The sequence below is a fragment of the Janthinobacterium lividum genome, from assembly GCF_011601275.1.
Classification (GTDB): Bacteria; Pseudomonadota; Gammaproteobacteria; order Burkholderiales; family Burkholderiaceae_D; genus Janthinobacterium; species Janthinobacterium lividum_E.
The window spans coordinates 244,890-262,741 of sequence record NZ_JAAOLY010000007.1 but is presented as its reverse complement, the minus strand read 5'-3'; the positions used below and the strand labels follow the sequence as shown (position 1 = coordinate 262,741).

The following is a 17,852-nucleotide window of genomic DNA, read 5'->3' as shown; positions in this document are numbered from 1 at the left end:
TGGGTGCACGGCGTCAGACGACGAAGTTGGCCGCCGTCAGTTGCGTGATGTTCACCCCGCTGAGCAGTACCAGCGCCGTGTCGATGGCGTTGGCGTTGCTCAGGTCACTCGAGTGATATACCGTCACGGCGCCGCTGTTTTGCGCATCGGCGATGACGATGTAGCCCTGTCCCGACAAGACGCTGTCGTCGGCCGCGATGGCGCTGGCCGCCGCGCCGATCGACACGGACGTGCCGTCGAAGATGAACAGGTTGTTGTTGCTGAAGTCCGTGCCCACGTTGACGCCGACGGCCACCGACGCCGTCAGGTCGGCGATGGCCGACATGTCGATGACGTCGCCGCCGGCGGCCGGCAGGCCCGTGCTGAAGTCGGCTACCGTCAGCGGGTTGTGCAGGGCATTCTGGCTCAGCACGAACAGCTGGCTCGCATCCGTCAGGTCGGCCTGCGCCTGGGCTGCCGCCGCCGCCGCGGCATCGGCATTCGCCGCCACCGTCAGCGAGCCCGCATCCGTCAGGTCGGCTTGCGCCTGCGCCTGCAGGGCGGCGGCCGCCGCCGCATCGGCTGCCAGGTGCAGGGCGTTGGCGTCCGTCAGGTCGGCCGTTTGGGTCGCTGCCAAGGCCGCTGCCGCTGCCGCATCGGCGGCCTGCGTCAGCGCCGCGGCATCGGTCTGGTCGGCGATGGTTTGCACGGCCGCGGCGTGGGCCGCGTCCGTGGCTGCCACGGATGCCAGGGCGCTGGCGTCGGTCTGCGCGGCGATGGCGTTCGCTTGCGCCAGGGCGATGTCGGCCGCTTGCGCGTCGGCATTGGCCTGTGCTGCCGCCGCGTCGTCCGCATACGCGGCGTTCGCATTGGCATGCGCCTGCACAGCTGCCGCTGCCGCGCTGGCGGCGGCGGCATCGTCGGCTTGCGCCACTTGCAGGGCCAGCAAGGATGCTGCGGCCTGTGTCTGCGCCAGTGCCGCTGCCGCATCGTCGGCATGGGCGGCCAGCGCGGCTGCCGCCGCATTGTTGGCGTTGATGGTGGCAGTCGCTGCCGCCGCATCGTCGGCCTGCGCCGCCTGGGTGAGCGCCAGGGAGGTGGCGGCCTGCGCTGCCGTTGCCGCGGCCGCGTCGTCGGCGTCCTGCGCTGCGGTGGCCGCTGCCAGTGCGCTGGCAGCCGCTGCCGCCGTGCTGACAGCCAGGGCGTCGGCGGCAATGGCTGCCGTGTGCGCGGCGGTGGCGGCGGCGGCATTGGCCGCTGCCTGGTTGGCGGCCGTGTCGTCGGCCTGCGCCGCCTGTGCGGCGAGCAGTGACGCTGCCGCTGCGGCGGCGCTGGCGGCAGCGGTGGCATCGGCCGCTGCCGCTGCCGTGGCAGCCGCTTGTGCCAGCGCTGCGGTGGCGGCGGCATCGGCTGCCGCCTGGTCGTCGGCGACGGCGGCGTTGTGCGCTGCCTGGGCGTTGGCGGCGTTGGCGGCTGCCAGCGCGGCTGCCGCGTCATCGGCCTGCGCCGCCTGGGTGGCTGCCAGGGTAATGGCTGCCGCAACGGCGGCGGCTGCCGCCGCAACATCGGCGTCATGCGCGTTTTGCGCCGCCAGCTGGGCTGCCGCTGCCGCGGCGGCGGTGGCGGCGACGTTGGCGTCGGCTGCCAGGGCTGCGTCCAGCGCCGCTTGCGCGCTGGCTGCCGCCGCAGCGGCAGCGGCTGCCGTGGCGTCGTCCGCCTGGGCATTGAGGGTGGCGGCCATGGAACTGGCCGCTTGCGCCGCTGCCGCTGCCGCGGCGGCATCGGCGTTTTGCGCCGCGACCGCCGCCGCATGCGCGGCAACTGCATTGGCGGCGGCGGTGGCGGCCGCCGCGTCGTCGGCCTGGGCCGCCGCCAGCGCCGCATGGGCGGCAGCCGCATTGGCATTGGCCTGGGCCGCGTCATCGGCCGCCCCTTGGGCGGCGATGAGGAGGTTCAGTTTCAGCGTCTTGTCATTGTCGGCATCCGTGGCGTTGATATCGGCCGTCACGGCGGCGCTCAGGTTGGCGATGGCCGCGTTGAGCGCGGCATGGGCGTTCAGGGCTGCCGTATCGGCCAGTTGCGCCGCCAGGGTGGCCGCCGCCGAGAGGGCTGCCGTATGCGCGGCATCGGCGGCGGCATCGTCGAGGGCCAGCGCCGTGCTGGCGGCGTTCAGTGCGTTGTTGGCCGCCGTGGCAAGGGCCGCCAGGGCGCCATCGGCCAGCAGCGCCGCATCGGCAAGGAGCTGGGCCGCTGCGGCAGCTGCCGCCGTGCTTGCCGCCGTGGCGTCGTCTGCCGCAGCGGCATTGGCGGCGGCGAGCGAGGCGCTGGCCGTCAATATCGCCGCGTTGAGTGTGGTCGTGGCGTTGTTCAGGGCCGTTTGTGCGTTGGCCGCTGCCGTGGCTGCTGCTGCGGCGGCGCCGTCATCGGCCAGGGCCTGGTTCAATGCTGCCAGCGCGCTCGCCGCCGTTGCCGCAGCCGTGCCGACGGCGAGATCGGCGGCCTGTGCGGCTTGGGTGGCGGCCAGCGAGATCGACGCCGTGAGGGCGGCAGTGGCGGCGGCAATATCGTCCGCTTGCGCGTGCTGCGTGGCGGCGGCCGAGATGGCTGCCACGGCGGCCGCCGCGGCGGCAGCCGTGTCGGCGGTGGCAGCGGCAACTGCGGCAGCCGTTGCATTGGTGGAGTTCAGCACAGCCGCAGCGGCGGCCGCATCGTCGGCCAGGGCCGCATTCAGCGAAGCGAGCGCGTTGGCGGCGATGGTGGCGGCGCTGGCGGCGGCATTGTCGGCCAGTTGCGCCGCCTGGGCAGCCGCTTGCGAGACATTGGCGACCGTGGCGGCCGTGGCAGCGGCCAGATCGTCCGCGATGGCGGTAGCGGTGGCCGCGTTGGCCAGAACGGCGGCCGCAGCCGTGGCGGCCGCATTCGCATCCGCTTGCAAGGCAGCATTCAGGGCGGCCAGGGCGTTGGCCGCCGTCGCTGCCGTCGCGGCGGCGGCCGTATCGGCTGCCTGCGCCGCCTGGGCCGCTGCCAGCGAGGTGGCGGCCACGCCAGCGGCGGTGGCCGCGAGCGTGTCGTCCAGCGCCGCCGCCGTGGCTGCCGCCTGGGAAGTCAGGGCCAGGGTGGCGGCAGCGGTGGCGGCATTGTCTGCCGCGAGCGCATTGTTCAGGGTTGCCAGGGATGCTGCGGCCGCGGCGGCTGTCGAGGCAGCAGCGGCGTCATCGGCTTGCGCCGACTGCGCGGCGGCGAGCGACAAGGATGCCGTGGTGGCGGCGACGGTGGATGCCAGCGCCGCCACCAGGTCGAACGGATGGGCGGCCGAATAGGCGGCCAGGGCGGCGGCATTCGCCGCATCGTTGTTGGCGACGGTGGTCAGGGCGGCGGCATCCGTCAAGGCGGCCTTGGTGGCCGCCACGGTGGCGGCCGTGACGTCGAGCGTATGGGCCGTGCCCAGCAGGACGGCGTCGGTGAGGCCGGCGACGGCTGCCGCCGCCGTGGCGGCGGTGGCGTTGGTGGTCGCTGCCAGGCCCAGGACGACGGCGTCCGTCAGGTTGGCCGTCGTTTGCGCCGCAGTGGCGGCGGCCGCATCGACGGTCGCTACCAGGCCCAGGGCGACAGCGTCGGTCAGGGCTGCCGTGGCCGCAGCCGTGTTGGCGGCGGCCGTGGCGGCCGTCGAGACGGTGCCCAGGGCGACGGCATCGGTCAGGCTGGCAACGGCGGCAGCGGCGCTGGCGGCCGTGTTGGCGGCCGTCGACACGAGGCCCAGTGCCACAGCGTCGGTCAGGTTGGCCGTCGTTTGCAGGGCGGCAGCGGCAGTCGCGTCGGCCGTGGCGACCAGGCCCAATGCCGTGGCGTCCGTCAGCGCGGCGGTGGCGGCAGCCGTACTGGCGGCCGTGGTGGCGGCGGTCGAGAGCGTACCCAGGGCTACCGCATCGGTCAGGTTGGCAACATTTGTCGCCGTATTGGCGGCCGCCGCCGCAGCCGTGGCGAGCAGGCCCAGACCGGCGGCATCCGTCAGGTTGGCCGTTGCCTGCAGGGTGGCGGCCACGGCGGCATCGGCGGTCGAGATCAAGCCCAGCGCCGAGGCATCCGTCAGCGCCGCCAGGCTGGCGGCCGAGGAGGCGAGCAGTGCATCGGCATTCGAGATGAGGCTCAACGCGGTGGCGTCGGTCTGGCCAGCCGTCGTGACGGCCAGGGCTGCGGCAGCATCGGCGGCCGTCGAGACGAGGCCCAACGCCACGGCGTCGGTCAGGTTGGCAGCAGATTGTGCCGCCGTCAGCGCGTTTTGCGCCAGGGTGTTGGCGGCCGTCAAAGTGGTGACAGCCGTCTGCGCGGCAAGTTCGGCGGCGGCGTCGGTGGTGGAAACGAGGCCCAGCGCGCCGGCATCGGTCAGCAGGGCCTGTGCGGCGGCAGCCGCGGCGGCGGCCTGTGCGGCGGCAGCAGCGCTGACTGCCGAGATGTCGACCCCGCCCAGCCCGGCGGCCACCTCCGCCGCCGAGACGGCAGCAGCGGCCGTGGCGATGAGTGCCTGGGCATCGGTCGCGGCGGCGAGGGTTTGCAGGCCGGCTGCCGTCAGCGCATCGGCGGTGGAGATGCCGGCAAGGATGGTGGCATCGAACAGGGCGGCAGTGATATCGGCATTATCGGCACCGAGCTGCAAGGTATTCACGGTGGCCGTCAGGTCGAGCACGCTGGTTTGGCCAGCCGTCACGTTGGCGGCCAGGGCGGCGAGGCTGGCGAGATTGAAGGCATTGAGCGCGACATTGACGTCCAGCAGGCTGGCCTGCGCATTGGCGGCGGCCGCATCGGCATCGGCCTGGTCGGCTGCTTGCTGCAGGGCGACGACATCGGTCTGGTCGGCCACTGCCTGGGCGTTGGCGGCATCGCTGGCGGCGGCTGCGTCGGCGGCGGCCAGGGCGGCCGCATCCGTCTGGTTGGCCGTCGTTTGCGCGGCCAGCGCGGCGGCGGCATCGGCGTCGGAAATCACTTGCAGGGCGGCCGCGTCCGTCAATGCCGCTTGTGCGGCGGCGCTGGCGGACGTGCCGGAGGCTGCATCGGCCGTGATTTGCAGGGCTGCCGCGTCGCTCTGGTTGGCGGTAATCACGGCATTCGCCGCTGCGGTGGCGGCAGCGGCGGCGGCGACATCAAGCGCGGCGGCATCGGCGCTGGCGGCCAATGCGGCTGCCGCTGCCGCGGCAGCGTCGGCATCGGAAATCAGGGCCAGTGCAGCCGCGTCGGTCAAGTCGGCCTGCAGTTGTGCCGCGTCAGACGCCGCGGTGGCGGCATCGGCGATCAGGCCCAGGGTGGGCGCGTCCGTCATGTTCGCTTGCGTCTGTGCATTGGCGGCGTTCGTGGCGGCGGCATCGGCGGCGGCCTGCAGGGCGACGGCGTCGGTGGCGTTGGCGATCGACGCATCCTGGGCGGCGATGGCGGCAGCGGCGTCCGCTGCCATGCTCAAGGCGACGGCGTCGGTGAGGCCCGCTTGGGTGCTGGCGGCGGCGGCCGCATTCGCGGCGGCGGTGGCGGCGATACCGAGTGCCGTGGCGTCGCTGGCATTGGCGGCGGTTGCCGCGTTCGCTGCCGCGGTGGCGGCGGCGTTCGAGGCGGCGGCCAGGGCTGCTGCATCCGTGGCGGCGGCCAGGCTGGCCGCTGCGGCGGCGTTGGCGGCATCCGCATCCGAGATGAGGGCCAGGGCGGCGGCATCCGTCAGGCCCGCCTGGGTGTTGGCCGCGACGGCGGCGTTGGCGGCGGCGGCGGCCGCCAGGTCCAGCGCTGCGGCGTCCGTGGCATTGGCCAGGGTCGTGGCGGCGGCGGCGGCGGCGGCATCATTGGCCGAGATGACGCCCAGCGCGGCCGCATCGGTCAGTGCTGCCTGGGTGTTGGCTGCGGTGGAGACGACATCGGCCGCATCCGCGATGGTTTGCAATGCCGGGGCGTTGGTCTGGTCCGCTTGCGTTTGCGCCGCATCGGCAGCGGCGTGCGCGGCGGCGGCGTCGGCGGCGGCCGTGGCGGCGGCGGTATCGGCATTTTGCGCCGATGTGGCGGCGGCCTGGGATATGGCAGCGGCGGCGGCAGCGGCGGCAGCGGCGCTGTCGTCGCTCGTGGCGGCGGTAGCGGCCGCTTGTGCTGCGGGGACGACAGCGGCCGTGCTGGCCGCCAGGGCATCGTCGCTGGTAGCGCTATTGGCGGCGAGCAAGGCCGCTGCTGCAGCGGCAGCGGCTTGCGCCGCCAGCTGGTCGGCCAGGGTGGCCGCATTTGCCGCAGCCAGCGAAGCTGCTGCCGTGGCTGCCGCAGCGGCGGCGGCAGCGTCATCGGCCAGCGCATTGTTGGCGGCGGCAACGGCGGCCGCGGCGGCCAGTATGGCCGCGTCGGTCACAACGGTGGTGGTGGATTGATTGCCCGTGCCACCGCCGGTCGAGCCGCCCGTGCCACCCGTGCCGCCGGTACCGCCCGTGCCCGTGCCACCGCCGGTTCCCCCCGTGCCTGTACCACCGCCGGTTCCGCCAGTGCCACCGCCAGTACCGCCAGTGCCTGTACCACCGCCGGTGCCGCCCGTGCCCGTCCCACCGGTGCCGGAACCGCCGGCCGCGGCGCCACCGCCTCCGCCGCCGCCTGCTGCTGCGGCAACGAGGCCAAGGCCGCCGAGCGCGCCCAGCACGCCAAGACCACTCAGCCCGCCCACAGCACCCGCGCCGGAGGCGGATCCTGCGCCAGCAGATGCGCCGGCGACATCAACGACACTGCCGCTGGGGATGCCGGCGGCGCCCGCGCCTGTGCCCGCAGCGCCTGCGGCGCCGCCATTGTTATCGCTTTGCGGCGTGCCGAGGTCGGCACCAGCCTGTCCCGCCTGTCCTGCGCCTGCGCCCGCGCCACCTCCACCGGCGGCCAAGGCGGCTGCCACAGCGGCGGCTGTGCCGAGGGCGGCGGCATTGCCGTTGCCGGCGCTTCCCGTGACTTCCACGACATTTTCAGGCGGCATAGTCGCGCTGGCATCGGCCCCTTTGATCAGTTCATCTTCGTCATATTGCTTGCGGTCGCCGGTTTTCTGGTCGACGGCTTTTTTTGCGGGCGTCGCGGTCTTGGCGCCAGCGCCTTCGGCATTGACGGGAACTTGTGCTGGATTTGGGGTGGTGGCCATTTGAAAGTCTCCGGGAAAGGTTATGTGTTCGTTCAATTTTCTAAAATAATAAAAAATCAATAATATGGTTCACTTCCTTGCTTGCTCCGGCGAGGCTTGGGCCGAGGTCGAACTTTGGTGTTTCCGATGTTGATAGTGGCAAGTAAAACATAATTGGGAAAAAAACGCTGCGGCAAAAGGGCGCTACTTCGGCAATATTTAAAATGTCATTTTCATATTCGTTTTATGTATTGCCGCTTTCCTGTATTTTGTTGCGCCGGCAACGGGCTTATCCGGCCAGACGCGCTGACAGGGCGAAGCCTTTGCACGAGGCATGTACTGGCTCCCACTCTGAGAATAGTTTCAATTTTGAAATTTCCAATTGGATTTTGATCACTTTCCATGACGCTATTCTGTCCAGCGCTGTGTGTGATAATTCTCACGGATTGTCACCAAATGGACTTTTTCGGCTGTATTTGCTGCTGTGTTCCCGTATCTCTGCACCTTTTATTCAAAAAACTAGCTTGCTATCGAATTGCTAGTTGTTGTTTTTTTGACTGTCGATTATCAAATGTGATTGGTAATAAAATACGATAGGAATAATTATTTGTAATTTTTATATCGCATTAATACTATCGAATGAATAGCCTGAATGTGGTGAGCGGGATTTTTCATAATAACTATCAATAAAGTAGTTATTATTTCAGAGGCTGAATTGGGATAGAAATGCAAAACGCCCCGGCGGGCGGGGCGTTTTTTATGGGGCGGTGATACTGCGCTGTCAGCCTTCCTCGCGCCAGCGGCGCAGGCGGATGGCGGCGTAAATCAGCGCCGCGCCCGCCGCCGCACCCAGCCAGACGGCTGGCAAGGCGAGGCTGGACCAGGAATTGCTGAACACATCGATGCGCGTCATGTGCGATCCCCCTTCCGCCAGGGCGTGCATTTGCGACAGCAGTTGCGGCTCGAACAGATACCAACTGCCGGGGAGAGTGCCCAGCAGGGCGCGTCCGATGACATTCATCTGTATCCAGTCGACGCCGCTTTCCGTCTGCGCCAGTTTGCCGGCCCAGACGGTCAGGATGAGCAGCAGCAGCGGCACGCCGACGGCCCACAGGAAGACTTTCGACTTGGCCCAGCTCGATACCATCAGCAGCCAGCCGACCGTCGGCAAGGCCCACAGGCAATATACGGGCAGCAAGCCGAACACGCGCAGCGGTCCCAGGTACAGGCCGGGGGTGGCGAGCAGTTCGGCAAGCACGTGGATGCCGTTGGCCGCCAGCACGCCGCTGAGGATCAGGATCAGGGCCAGCGAAGTCAGGCTGGCAGCGGCGGCCACGATCAGTGGCGCGACCAGCAGGGCGATGGCCGCTTTCGACAGCACCGTCTGCGCATCCGAGATGGGCAGCGATTTCCAGAACAGCACGCTGCGGTCGCGGCGGTCGTCATGCAGGGCGCTCAGGCAATAAAAGAACACGAGGAAGCCCAGCGCCAGGAACAGCGGCGCGGCCGCGTACGTATAGTTGTTGGCGACGGCGTCGATGATTTCCGTGCGGCGCGGGCCGAAGGTGCGCGTGTTGAAGACGGTGCTCCAGGACACTTCCTCGCCATTGACGATCAGCGCCGTGCGCATCTTGGTCTTGGCGATGGTGGCTATCGTCATCAGGGCGCCCAGCACGGTCATGGCGATGCCGATCAGGGCGGGCGTCCACACCAGCATGCCCTTGTGTTCCCACAGTTCACGCCGGATCAGCCATTGCATCTTGTTGGCAGGGGAAATACTCATTGGTACGATCCTTTCATGGTCGCGACAAACAGGTCAGCCAGGCTGGGCGTGCGTACTTCGCCCAGGGCGGCCAGCTGGGTGCGGGCGACGCCATCGAACAGCATCACCGACTTGCCGAACACGCTGCGTTCGCTGATCGGCTGCAGGGCGCGCGCCGGATTGACGTGCTGCGGGCCCACCATCACTTCGATATAGCGTTCGCCCACTTCTTCCATGCTCGAGGCCAGCACGATCTTGCCGTCGCGAATGAACATCAGGTCGCTGAGGATATGTTCCACTTCCTCGATCTGATGCGTGGTGATGACGATGGTCTTTTTTTCATCGAAATAGTCTTCCAGCAAGTTCTGGTAAAACTGCTTGCGGTACAGGATGTCCAGGCCCAGGGTCGGCTCGTCGAGCACCAGCAGCCTGGCGTCGATGGCCATGACCAGCGCCAGGTGCAACTGCACCACCATGCCTTTCGACATGGCCTTGACCTTCATCTTCGGCGCCAGCTTGGTGTGGGCCAGGTAGCGCTCGGCCTTGCTGCGGTCGAAACGGGGATGCACGCCCGCAACGAAATCGATGGCGTCCGCCACGCGCAGCCAGCCCGGCAGGATGGCCACGTCGGCGATGAAGCACACGTCGTCCATCAGCGCGTCGCGCTGCACGCGCGGGTCGCGCCCCAGCACCGACAGCTCGCCTTCGAAGCCCGTCAGTCCCAGGATGGCTTTCAGGGTGGTGGTCTTGCCCGAGCCGTTAGGCCCGATCAAGCCGACGATGCGTCCCGGCGCGATATCGAAGCTGATGCCGGCTATGGCCACCTGTTTGCCATACTGCTTGCGCAGGCCGCGTGCGCTGATGACGCTGTCCTTGTTCAATGCATTCATGCGCTCTCTCCGTGTGCGCCACTGTCGCGGCTTGCTTGCAGTAGTTGCTCGAAATTCAGGCCCAGTTGCGTGATGCGTTCCAGCATCGCCGGCCACTCTTCGCGCATGAAGCGCTCGCGTTCACTTGCCAGCAATTTGTCGCGGGCGCCTTCCAAGACATACATACCGAGTCCTCTGCGTTTTTCCACCAGGGCCTCGTCGACCAGTTCCTGATAGGCGCGCGAAACCGTGATGGGATTCAATTGATAATCGGCCGCCACCTGGCGCACCGAAGGCAGGGCATCGCCGGACTGCAGCGCGCCATCGAGCATCATGCCCACCACCCTGGCCTTGAGCTGGCGGTAGATGGGGCTATTGTCATTCCATTCCGCGCTCATGGGATGCGCTCCCATAAAGGCGGGGCGGTGCGGCGCGTGAAAAATGCGGTAGGCATCGAAGCTCCGTGGTGTAGTTTATTGGTGTTGTAGTTAACTATAACAGTAAAAAATCGGATGTCAACACAATCTGTGTATTTTCAACATTGTTAAACGGGTAATATGCTGGCTCTCGAATAGTGCCTATAGGCAACTATCAGAGAAAATCTTCCTCAACAGCAATGAAAGCAACGATGAGAATGAAGTGCATGGAGAAACAGAATCTGTTCGGGCGCGCGGCCTGCGGCGTCGCCTTGCTCATTGGACTGAGCGCTTGCGGCGGCGGTTCCAGCGATGCCGGTGCCCCGGTTGCGCCAGTCGCACCGGTCGCACCGGTGGCCGAAGCGCCGAGCTACCTGGTGGGCGGCACGGTGAGCGGCCTGGTGCCCGGCGCCCAGGTGGTGCTGGCCAACGGCAGCGACAAGGTCACCGTCACCGCGAATGGCGCTTTTCACTTTGCGGGCAAGCTGGCGCCAGGCGCCAGTTACGATGGCAAGATAGCGAGCACGTCCGAGGGCCTCGGCTGCACCCTCGCCAAGGGGGCAGCGACGGTGGGCAATGCGGACGTCAACACTGTGGCCGTGCGTTGCCTGCCTGTCGTGCTGGCTGGCGTGCAAGAGAAAATCCAGAATGTGTCCGGCATGGTGCAAGATGCGGCGGGCAACTATTACATTGCCGATGCTGTCCTGCAGGTCATCCATAAAGTCACGCCTGCGGGCGCCGTGAGCGTGTACGCGGGCATTCCGGGCAAGCCGGGCGCCGACGATGGCGCCGCTGCGGCAGCCACTTTCTATCTGAAAAGCGGTGTGTCGATCCTGGCCATCGACCGGGCAGAGAATTTGTATCTCTTCGAGAATTGCAATGCGCTCTTGCGCAAGATTACGCCAGCCGGCGTCGTCAGCACGGTGGCGGGACAGCGCGGCGCCGCCTGCGATTGGTCCGCCCCGGAATCGGTAGTCGCCGATGGGCAGGGCGCGCAGGCGAAATTCGGCTGGACGACGGGCATGGCCATGGATAGCAATGGCGATGTCCTGCTTGCGAATGCGGCGCAGCAAATGATTCGCCGGGTGACGCCTGCGGGCCTCGTCAGCTCCGAAAAGCTGGTCGATGGCAAGGGTTTCCGGATATCCCCATCGCAAATTGCCGTCGATGCCAGCGGCACGATTTACTTCAGCGAAGGGGCTGGCAGCCGGATATTTCGCTGGCAGCAGGGAGTGGCCGTCGTGGTTGCGGGAAGCAACAAGCGCATGAGCGCGGACGGCAAAGGCGTCGCCGCCAGCTTCAGTAATATCCGGGGCATGGCGACTGACCGTGACGGCAATGTGCTGCTGGCCGATACCGCCTCGCTTCGCCGCGTCACTCCGGATGGCAACGTGACGACCCTGGTGGGCGGAACGGTGGCCGATGCGGCGGGGACTTCGGCCGACTGGACGAACCTCGGTTCGCTATTGCTGGAGCCTTCCGGCAGCATGATCGTCCACGATGTCAGCAAGCACCGTTTGAACAGACTGGACACGGCAAAGGTGTTGTCCGCCATGCCTGTCATGCCGGGCAATAGGGGAGTGACCGAAGCTGTCGGCGGGGCGGCCCGCGTGGGAAACGTGGGTAGCTCTGGCATGTGCAGCGATCCTGCCGGCAACGTCTATTTGCTCGACATGGCTAACAAGGTGCTGCGCCGTGTGACGCCGGATGGCGCATTGAGCGTCTACGCGGGCATGGCTGGCGTCGCCGGCAGCAATGACGGGCCACGCGCAAGCGCGACCATGCTTGGTCCTGTCGCGATCGCCTGCGACCAGGATGGCGCCGTATATTTTGCCGACAAGGCAGCGGCAGGCACCGCGTTTAATTTGCGCAAGATCAGCAAGGATGGCCAGGTGTCGACACAGGAAGCGTTGCCTGCCGGCACAGGCAAGCCTTTGCAGTATCGGCTGGCCATCGACAAGGATGGCTATATGGCCTGGCTGGGCTGGGGCCGCGACGGCATCTTCCGCCGCCCTCCCGGTGGAACGTTCTCGGCGTTTCTGTCATTCGAAGCCATGATGCGCTCGCTGGGGGAGGCAGACAGTTGGGAGCACATGGACCCAGGCAGCCTGGTTTTTGACAGCAAGGGCAATCTGTATTTTGACGATAGTGTGCACCAAGTCGTCTTCAAGGCCGATCGCACAGGCAAGGCCAGCGTGTTTGCCGGCACCCTCAACAAGGGCAGCGGCGGCGATGGCCCGCCAGGCGTGGGCGGCTTGCCGTTTTCGGGGACATCAACCCTGGCTGTCGATGCGAGCGACAATCTGTACCTGAGCGGCCAGGGCTGGCTGCGCAAGATCGATACGGCTGGCGTCATTTCCACGCCAGCATTGGCATGGGGCCGTCCTGCCATCAGTATCCTCGCCTTCGGCAACGGCACCCTGTACGGTTTCACGTCCCAGGCCGTGCTGCAGACGCCCTTGCCCTAGGCGCTGATCCGCGCCTGCACCTCCAGCGCATTGAACACGGCGGCGCCCGCCGCCGTGTTGTCGAAGATGCACCAGCTGCCCGCATGCGCTGGTGCGCGCAATTCGGTCGCCAGCGCTGCCAGGTACTCGGCCGGGTAGTCCGAATAATATATTTTCGGACTGCCGTGCAGGCGCAAGTAGGCGACTTCCGTCGTCGGCACGTGCGGACCGGGCTGGCCTGCAGGCGGATCGGCGCGCACGCGGGTGATGCCATGCATCGTTAACAGTTCGGTCGCGCCCATTTCGAACCAGCTGGGGTGGCGCGCTTCGCACGCGAGCATGCCGTCGAAGCGCTGGCGCAGTGCATGGAAAAATGTTGCGGCCACGTCCGCTTCGAAACGCAGGCTGGGCGGCAGTTGCACCAGCACGCAGCCCAGCTTATTCCCCAACTGCAAGACTTCTCCCGCAAAGCGATCCAGTTCGGTCGCGGCATCGCGCAAACGCCGTTCATGCGTGATGCTGCGCGGCAATTTCACGCTGAAGCGGAAATGGTCGGGCACGCTGTCTGCCCAGCGCGCGTAGGTGGCGGGCTGGTGTGGGCGGTAGAACGAGCTGTTGATTTCCACGCAATCGAGCACTTGGGCATAGCGCTGCAGGTGGCTGCCATCGAGGGGGAAGTGGCTGGCGGCGGCGCTGGAAATGCTCCAGCCGGCCGTGCCGATGTAAACAGTATGCATGGCACCATTACAACAAGGCCAGGCGGGCGCGGCTATCGGACAAACGCCCGTGCGGCCGTCGGCGCGGGTCTAGTCGATGATGTCGCCGTTCAGGTCGTGGCGCGTGATGTTGCCGCGCGTATCGATGGCGATCCAGCCGCCGCGCGGCGGCGTGACATCGCATTCCCAGTCCGGCAGGACATAGCGCAGGGTATGGTCGACCTGGTGCAGGGCGGGGCGGTGCGTGTGGCCGTGAATCATGATGGTGCTCGCATGTTCGGCAAACACTTGCGCGACAGCATCGGGGGTGACATCCATGATATCCATGGATTTTTCGCCATTGTGCTCGCGGCTGCTCTGGCGCAAACCGTCGATGATGGCCTTGCGCTGCGCCAGCGGCATGGACAGGAACTGTTTTTGCCAGGCGGGCTGGCGCACCATGGCGCGAAACTCCATGTAGCTGACGTCTTTCGTGCATTCAGCGTCGCCATGCAGCAAGACGATGCGCTGGCCGGCTATCGTGGCCACGTGCGGTTCACTGAGCAGGGTGGCGCCGGCGGCGGCGGCAAAGCCGGAGCCGACAAGAAAGTCGCGATTACCGGCGATCCAGTAGACGTGCACGCCCGCATCGCTGACGGCGCGGATGGCAGCCGTCATGCGCGCATTGAACGGGTCTTCCAGGTCATCGTCGCCGGCCCAGTATTCGAACAGGTCGCCTAATAGATACAGCGCTTGCGCATATTGCGCATGGTGTTCCAGGAAAGAAAGAAACGCCGCGCTGGTGCGCGGGTGCGAGCTCTGCAGATGCAGGTCGGAAATAAAGAGTGCGGCAGGCATTGTCATCGTTCAACGCTCCCAAAAAGTGATGTGCATGGAGAGGCGCAAACGCTGCAATGCCTGTTATTCATGATGCTGTAACCGAATTAAACCGCTTCAACTTTTTCGATGATGACATCGGTCACTGGCACATCGGCGAACATGCCGGCGCGCGAGGTTTTGACGGCACGGATGGCGTCGACGACTTCCTTGCCTTCGGTGACTTTACCGAACACGGCGTAGCCCCAGCCGTCCTGGCCTGGGTAGTCGAGGAAGCTGTTGTTCTTGATGTTGATGAAGAACTGGGCCGATGCCGAATGCGGATCCGACGTGCGGGCCATGGCCAGGGTGTAGGTGTCGTTTTTCAGGCCGTTCTTGGCTTCGTTTTCCACGGTGGTATCGGCCGGCTTTTGTTTCATGCCTGGTTCGAAACCGCCGCCCTGGATCATGAAGCCGTCGATGACGCGGTGGAAAATCGTGTTGTCGTAGTGACCGGCTTTCATGTAAGCCAGGAAGTTGGCAACCGTTTTCGGCGCTTTCTCGGCGTCCAGTTCAGCGGTGATCTTGCCCAGATTGGTGGTGATGATGACGGAGGTCATGATGATCCTTAATAAATTGGATGAATAATTGATTCAGCGGCGCCAGGCAGGCCGGCGCCGTAAAAACGCTATTTTACAGTTTTGCGGGCGCGGACTTGAGTAAAGTCGCCGATTCGATCACCACGGGGGTGACCGGCACGTTCTGGTGCGGGCCCTTGTCGGCCACGGGCACGGCCTTGATCTTGTCGACCACGTCCATGCCGCTGACGACTTTGCCGAACACCGTGTAGCCGAAACCGTCGCGGCCCGGGTAGTCGAGCGCACCATTGTCATTGACGTTGATAAAGAATTGCGCGGTGGCCGAATGCGGGTCGCCAGTGCGCGCCATGGCGATGCTGTAGGTGACGTTTTGCAAGCCGTTCTGCGCTTCATTCTTGATCGGCGCCTTGGTGGCTTTCTGCTTCATGTTCTTGTCGAAGCCGCCTCCCTGTATCATGAAGCCGTCGATGACGCGGTGAAACACGGTGCCCTTGTAATAACCGCTTTTGACGTACTGCAAGAAATTGGCCACACTTTGCGGCGCTTTTTCCTGGTTCAGTTCCAGCACGATTTCGCCCATGCTGGTTTTCAGGGCCACGTGGGGCGTGGGGTCGAGGGCGGTCACCGGAGCGGCCGCCACGACGGCGCTGCCCAGGGTCAGGCCGGCAAACAGGGTGCAAAAACGGGCCAGGAAAGACAGGCGTTTCGATTTGGTTTCTTGCATGAAGGCGTCCTTGATCGTTATTTTTCTTTAAACTTGCTTTAATTGTAAAGAAATGAAAATTCGGTTGAACATCGTAAAAACCTGATTCATATCGGGCCAGTATGGTTTTTATCAATGTTATACTTGACCGCTAACGCCCTAATTCTAACAAACAAGAACAACAATATAGCGGGTCGTACAGTCTTTGGCGCACACGGCAGTTCTGTGGCGCGGCACCCCCGGTGTCCGCGCCTGTCTGTCGTTTTGCCAGGCTGGCGGCCGCTCCACTTGCAAAGTACGATGAGCAATCTAAAGATTTACAACACCCTGGCGCGCGAGAAGCAGGTATTCGTCCCGATGGAAGCGGGCAAGGTACGCATGTACGTGTGCGGCATGACCATCTACGATTATTGCCATATCGGCCATGCGCGCATGATGATGGCGTTCGACGTCATCTACCGCTGGCTGAAGGCGTCCGGTCTCGACGTCACCTATGTGCGCAACATTACGGACATCGACGACAAGATCATCCGTCGCGCCGTGGAAAACGGCGAGACGATTTCCCAGCTGACGACGCGTTTCACCCAGTACATGGATGAAGACACGGCCGCGCTGGGCATCTTGACGCCCGACCACACGCCGCGCGCCACCGAATACGTGCCGCAGATGCTGCGCCTGATCGAGCAGCTGGAAGCGAAAGACCTGGCTTACCAGGGCGCGGATGGCGACGTGAATTATGCCGTGCGCAATTTCCCCCACTACGGCAAGCTGTCGGGCAAGTCGCTCGACGACCTGCGCGCGGGCGAACGTGTCGACGTCAACACGGGCAAGCGCGATCCGCTCGACTTCGTGCTGTGGAAGTCGTCGAAAGAGTCCGAGCCGGAAGAAGTCAAATGGGATTCGAAGTGGGGCAAGGGCCGCCCGGGCTGGCATATCGAGTGCTCGGCCATGTCCTGCGCCTTGCTTGGTGAGCAGTTCGACATCCATGGCGGCGGGGCGGACTTGCAATTCCCGCACCACGAAAACGAGATCGCCCAATCCGAAGGCGCGTTCGGCCATACCAGCGTCAATTACTGGATACATAACGGTTTCGTGCGCCTGGACAATGAAAAAATGTCGAAGTCGCTCGGCAACTTCTTCACCATCCGCGAAGTGCTGCAAAAGTTCGATGCCGAAGTGATCCGCTTCTTCATCCTGCGCGCGCACTACCGCAGCCCCCTCAATTACTCGGACGTGCACCTCGACGATGCGCGTCTGTCCCTGACCCGCTTGTACACGGCGCTGGCTGACGTGGCGGTGGAAGAGGGCACCATCGACTGGAACGAAGCGCATGCCGTGCGCGTGGCGGAAGCCATGGATGACGATTTCAACACGCCGCTGGCCGTGGCCGCCCTGTTCGATCTGGCAACGGAAGTGAACAAGAGCAAGTCGCCAGCGCTGGCGCGTCAATTGAAGGGCCTGGCGGGCGTGTTCGGCTTGCTCGAACGCACGCCGCAGCAATTCCTGCAAGCGACTGTCGGCGCCGCCGCTGGCGGCCAGGACGAAGCGGCCGGCATCGAAGCGGCCATCGCAGCGCGCAGCGCGGCGAAAAAGGCGCGCGACTTTGCCCAGTCCGACAAGATCCGCGCCGAATTGTTGGCCGCAGGCATCATTCTCGAAGACAAGCCTGACGGCTCGACCAACTGGCGCCGCGCATGATGTCAACGTCCAGGGAAAACGGGGAAGCGCCAGTAACAGCTGCGCAGGTGATCCAGGTGCCGCATTACTGGGAAGAGGCGAAGATCGAGCTGATGAAGCGCGACCGCATCATGAAAAAGCTCATCCCGCAATTTGGCGACCTGCACCTGGTCGGCCATAGCGACCCGTTTACCACCCTGGCCCGTTCGCTGGTGGGACAGCAGATCACGCCCAAGGCGGCAGATGCCGCCTGGAAAAAGCTGCTGCTGGCTTGCCCGAAATGCACGCCTTCGCAAGTACTCAAGGCGGGCGCCGAGCAGCTTTCCGCCTGCGGCTTGTCCAAACGCAAGACCGAATACATCCTCGACCTGGCCGACCATTTCAAGGCCAAGCGCGTGCACGCGAGCCAGTGGGACCAGATGGATGACGAAGCCGTCATCGCCGAACTGGTGCAAATCCGCGGCATCGGCCGCTGGACAGCCGAGATGTTTCTGATATTTAATCTGCTCCGGCCGAATGTCTTGCCGCTCGACGACCCCGGTTTGATCCAGGGCATCAGCGTCAATTATTTCTCCGGCGAACCAGTTTCCCGCAGCGATGCGCGCGAAGTTTCCGCCAATTGGGAACCGTGGCGCACCGTGGCGACGTGGTATTTGTGGCGCAGTCTCGACCCTGCAGCCGCCCCTGCCGCACCCGATGCAGCCCCCGGCGCACCAGCCGGTACGGTAAAATAAACATAGATGACGCCGCGCGCCCTGGCGCCGTGGCCGGTAAAACC

The 17,852-nt window shown here is 65.3% G+C and carries 11 protein-coding genes; 3 read left to right on the top strand and 8 right to left on the bottom strand.

The genetic code is table 11. The annotated features are described in order from the left end of the window. Positions 1-13: 13 nt before the first annotated feature. From GYK42_RS13420 to GYK42_RS13405, 4 genes are all read right to left on the bottom strand, one after another. Positions 14-7,111: a hypothetical protein gene (locus GYK42_RS13420; protein ID WP_166447905.1), complete on the bottom strand. Its 7,098-nt coding sequence runs from the start codon at positions 7,109-7,111 to the stop codon at positions 14-16. Positions 7,112-7,871: 760 nt separating this feature from the next. Continuing rightward, positions 7,872-8,873, bottom strand: a complete 1,002-nt coding sequence (locus GYK42_RS13415; protein WP_166447904.1) for a hypothetical protein — start codon at positions 8,871-8,873, stop codon at positions 7,872-7,874. Continuing rightward, the gene (locus GYK42_RS13410) at positions 8,870-9,742 is read right to left on the bottom strand and encodes an ABC transporter ATP-binding protein (RefSeq protein WP_166447903.1); all 873 of its coding nucleotides are present in this window, start codon (positions 9,740-9,742) and stop codon (positions 8,870-8,872) included. The genes GYK42_RS13415 and GYK42_RS13410 overlap by 4 nt, the downstream gene beginning before the upstream one ends. After that, complete coding sequence (locus GYK42_RS13405; protein ID WP_166447902.1) at positions 9,739-10,119, bottom strand: GntR family transcriptional regulator; 381 nt, start codon at positions 10,117-10,119, stop codon at positions 9,739-9,741. Before GYK42_RS13405 ends, GYK42_RS13410 begins: the two co-directional genes overlap by 4 nt. Before the next feature lie 245 nt (positions 10,120-10,364). Here GYK42_RS13405 and GYK42_RS13400 point away from each other — a divergent pair, with 245 nt between their 5' ends. Beyond that, complete coding sequence (locus GYK42_RS13400; RefSeq protein WP_166447901.1) at positions 10,365-12,605, top strand: hypothetical protein; 2,241 nt, start codon at positions 10,365-10,367, stop codon at positions 12,603-12,605. Here GYK42_RS13400 and GYK42_RS13395 read toward each other — a convergent pair. The 4 genes from GYK42_RS13395 to GYK42_RS13380 form a co-directional block, all read right to left on the bottom strand. Further along, positions 12,602-13,321 carry a DUF72 domain-containing protein gene (locus tag GYK42_RS13395; protein ID WP_166447900.1) on the bottom strand — a complete coding sequence of 240 codons (720 nt, stop codon included), beginning with the start codon at positions 13,319-13,321 and terminating at the stop codon, positions 12,602-12,604. The two genes, GYK42_RS13400 and GYK42_RS13395, sit on opposite strands and share 4 nt — an antisense overlap. A 69-nt stretch (positions 13,322-13,390) precedes the next feature. Beyond that, the gene (locus GYK42_RS13390; protein ID WP_046683598.1) at positions 13,391-14,137 is read right to left on the bottom strand and encodes a UDP-2,3-diacylglucosamine diphosphatase; all 747 of its coding nucleotides are present in this window, start codon (positions 14,135-14,137) and stop codon (positions 13,391-13,393) included. An 86-nt stretch (positions 14,138-14,223) separates the two neighbouring features. Beyond that, the gene (locus GYK42_RS13385; protein ID WP_034784044.1) at positions 14,224-14,715 is read right to left on the bottom strand and encodes a peptidylprolyl isomerase; all 492 of its coding nucleotides are present in this window, start codon (positions 14,713-14,715) and stop codon (positions 14,224-14,226) included. A gap of 73 nt (positions 14,716-14,788) precedes the next feature. Further along, positions 14,789-15,418 carry a peptidylprolyl isomerase gene (locus tag GYK42_RS13380; RefSeq protein WP_205711389.1) on the bottom strand — a complete coding sequence of 210 codons (630 nt, stop codon included), beginning with the start codon at positions 15,416-15,418 and terminating at the stop codon, positions 14,789-14,791. A 279-nt stretch (positions 15,419-15,697) separates the two neighbouring features. On the opposite strand from GYK42_RS13380, the gene cysS reads away from it, so the two are divergent. Both cysS and GYK42_RS13370 read left to right on the top strand, forming a co-directional pair. Beyond that, complete coding sequence (cysS, locus tag GYK42_RS13375; RefSeq protein WP_166447899.1) at positions 15,698-17,095, top strand: cysteine--tRNA ligase; 1,398 nt, start codon at positions 15,698-15,700, stop codon at positions 17,093-17,095. After that, on the top strand, positions 17,095-17,808 hold the full coding sequence (locus tag GYK42_RS13370; protein WP_166447929.1) for a DNA-3-methyladenine glycosylase family protein: 714 nt from the start codon (positions 17,095-17,097) through the stop codon (positions 17,806-17,808). Before cysS ends, GYK42_RS13370 begins: the two co-directional genes overlap by 1 nt. The last annotated feature ends 44 nt before the right edge of the window (positions 17,809-17,852 follow it).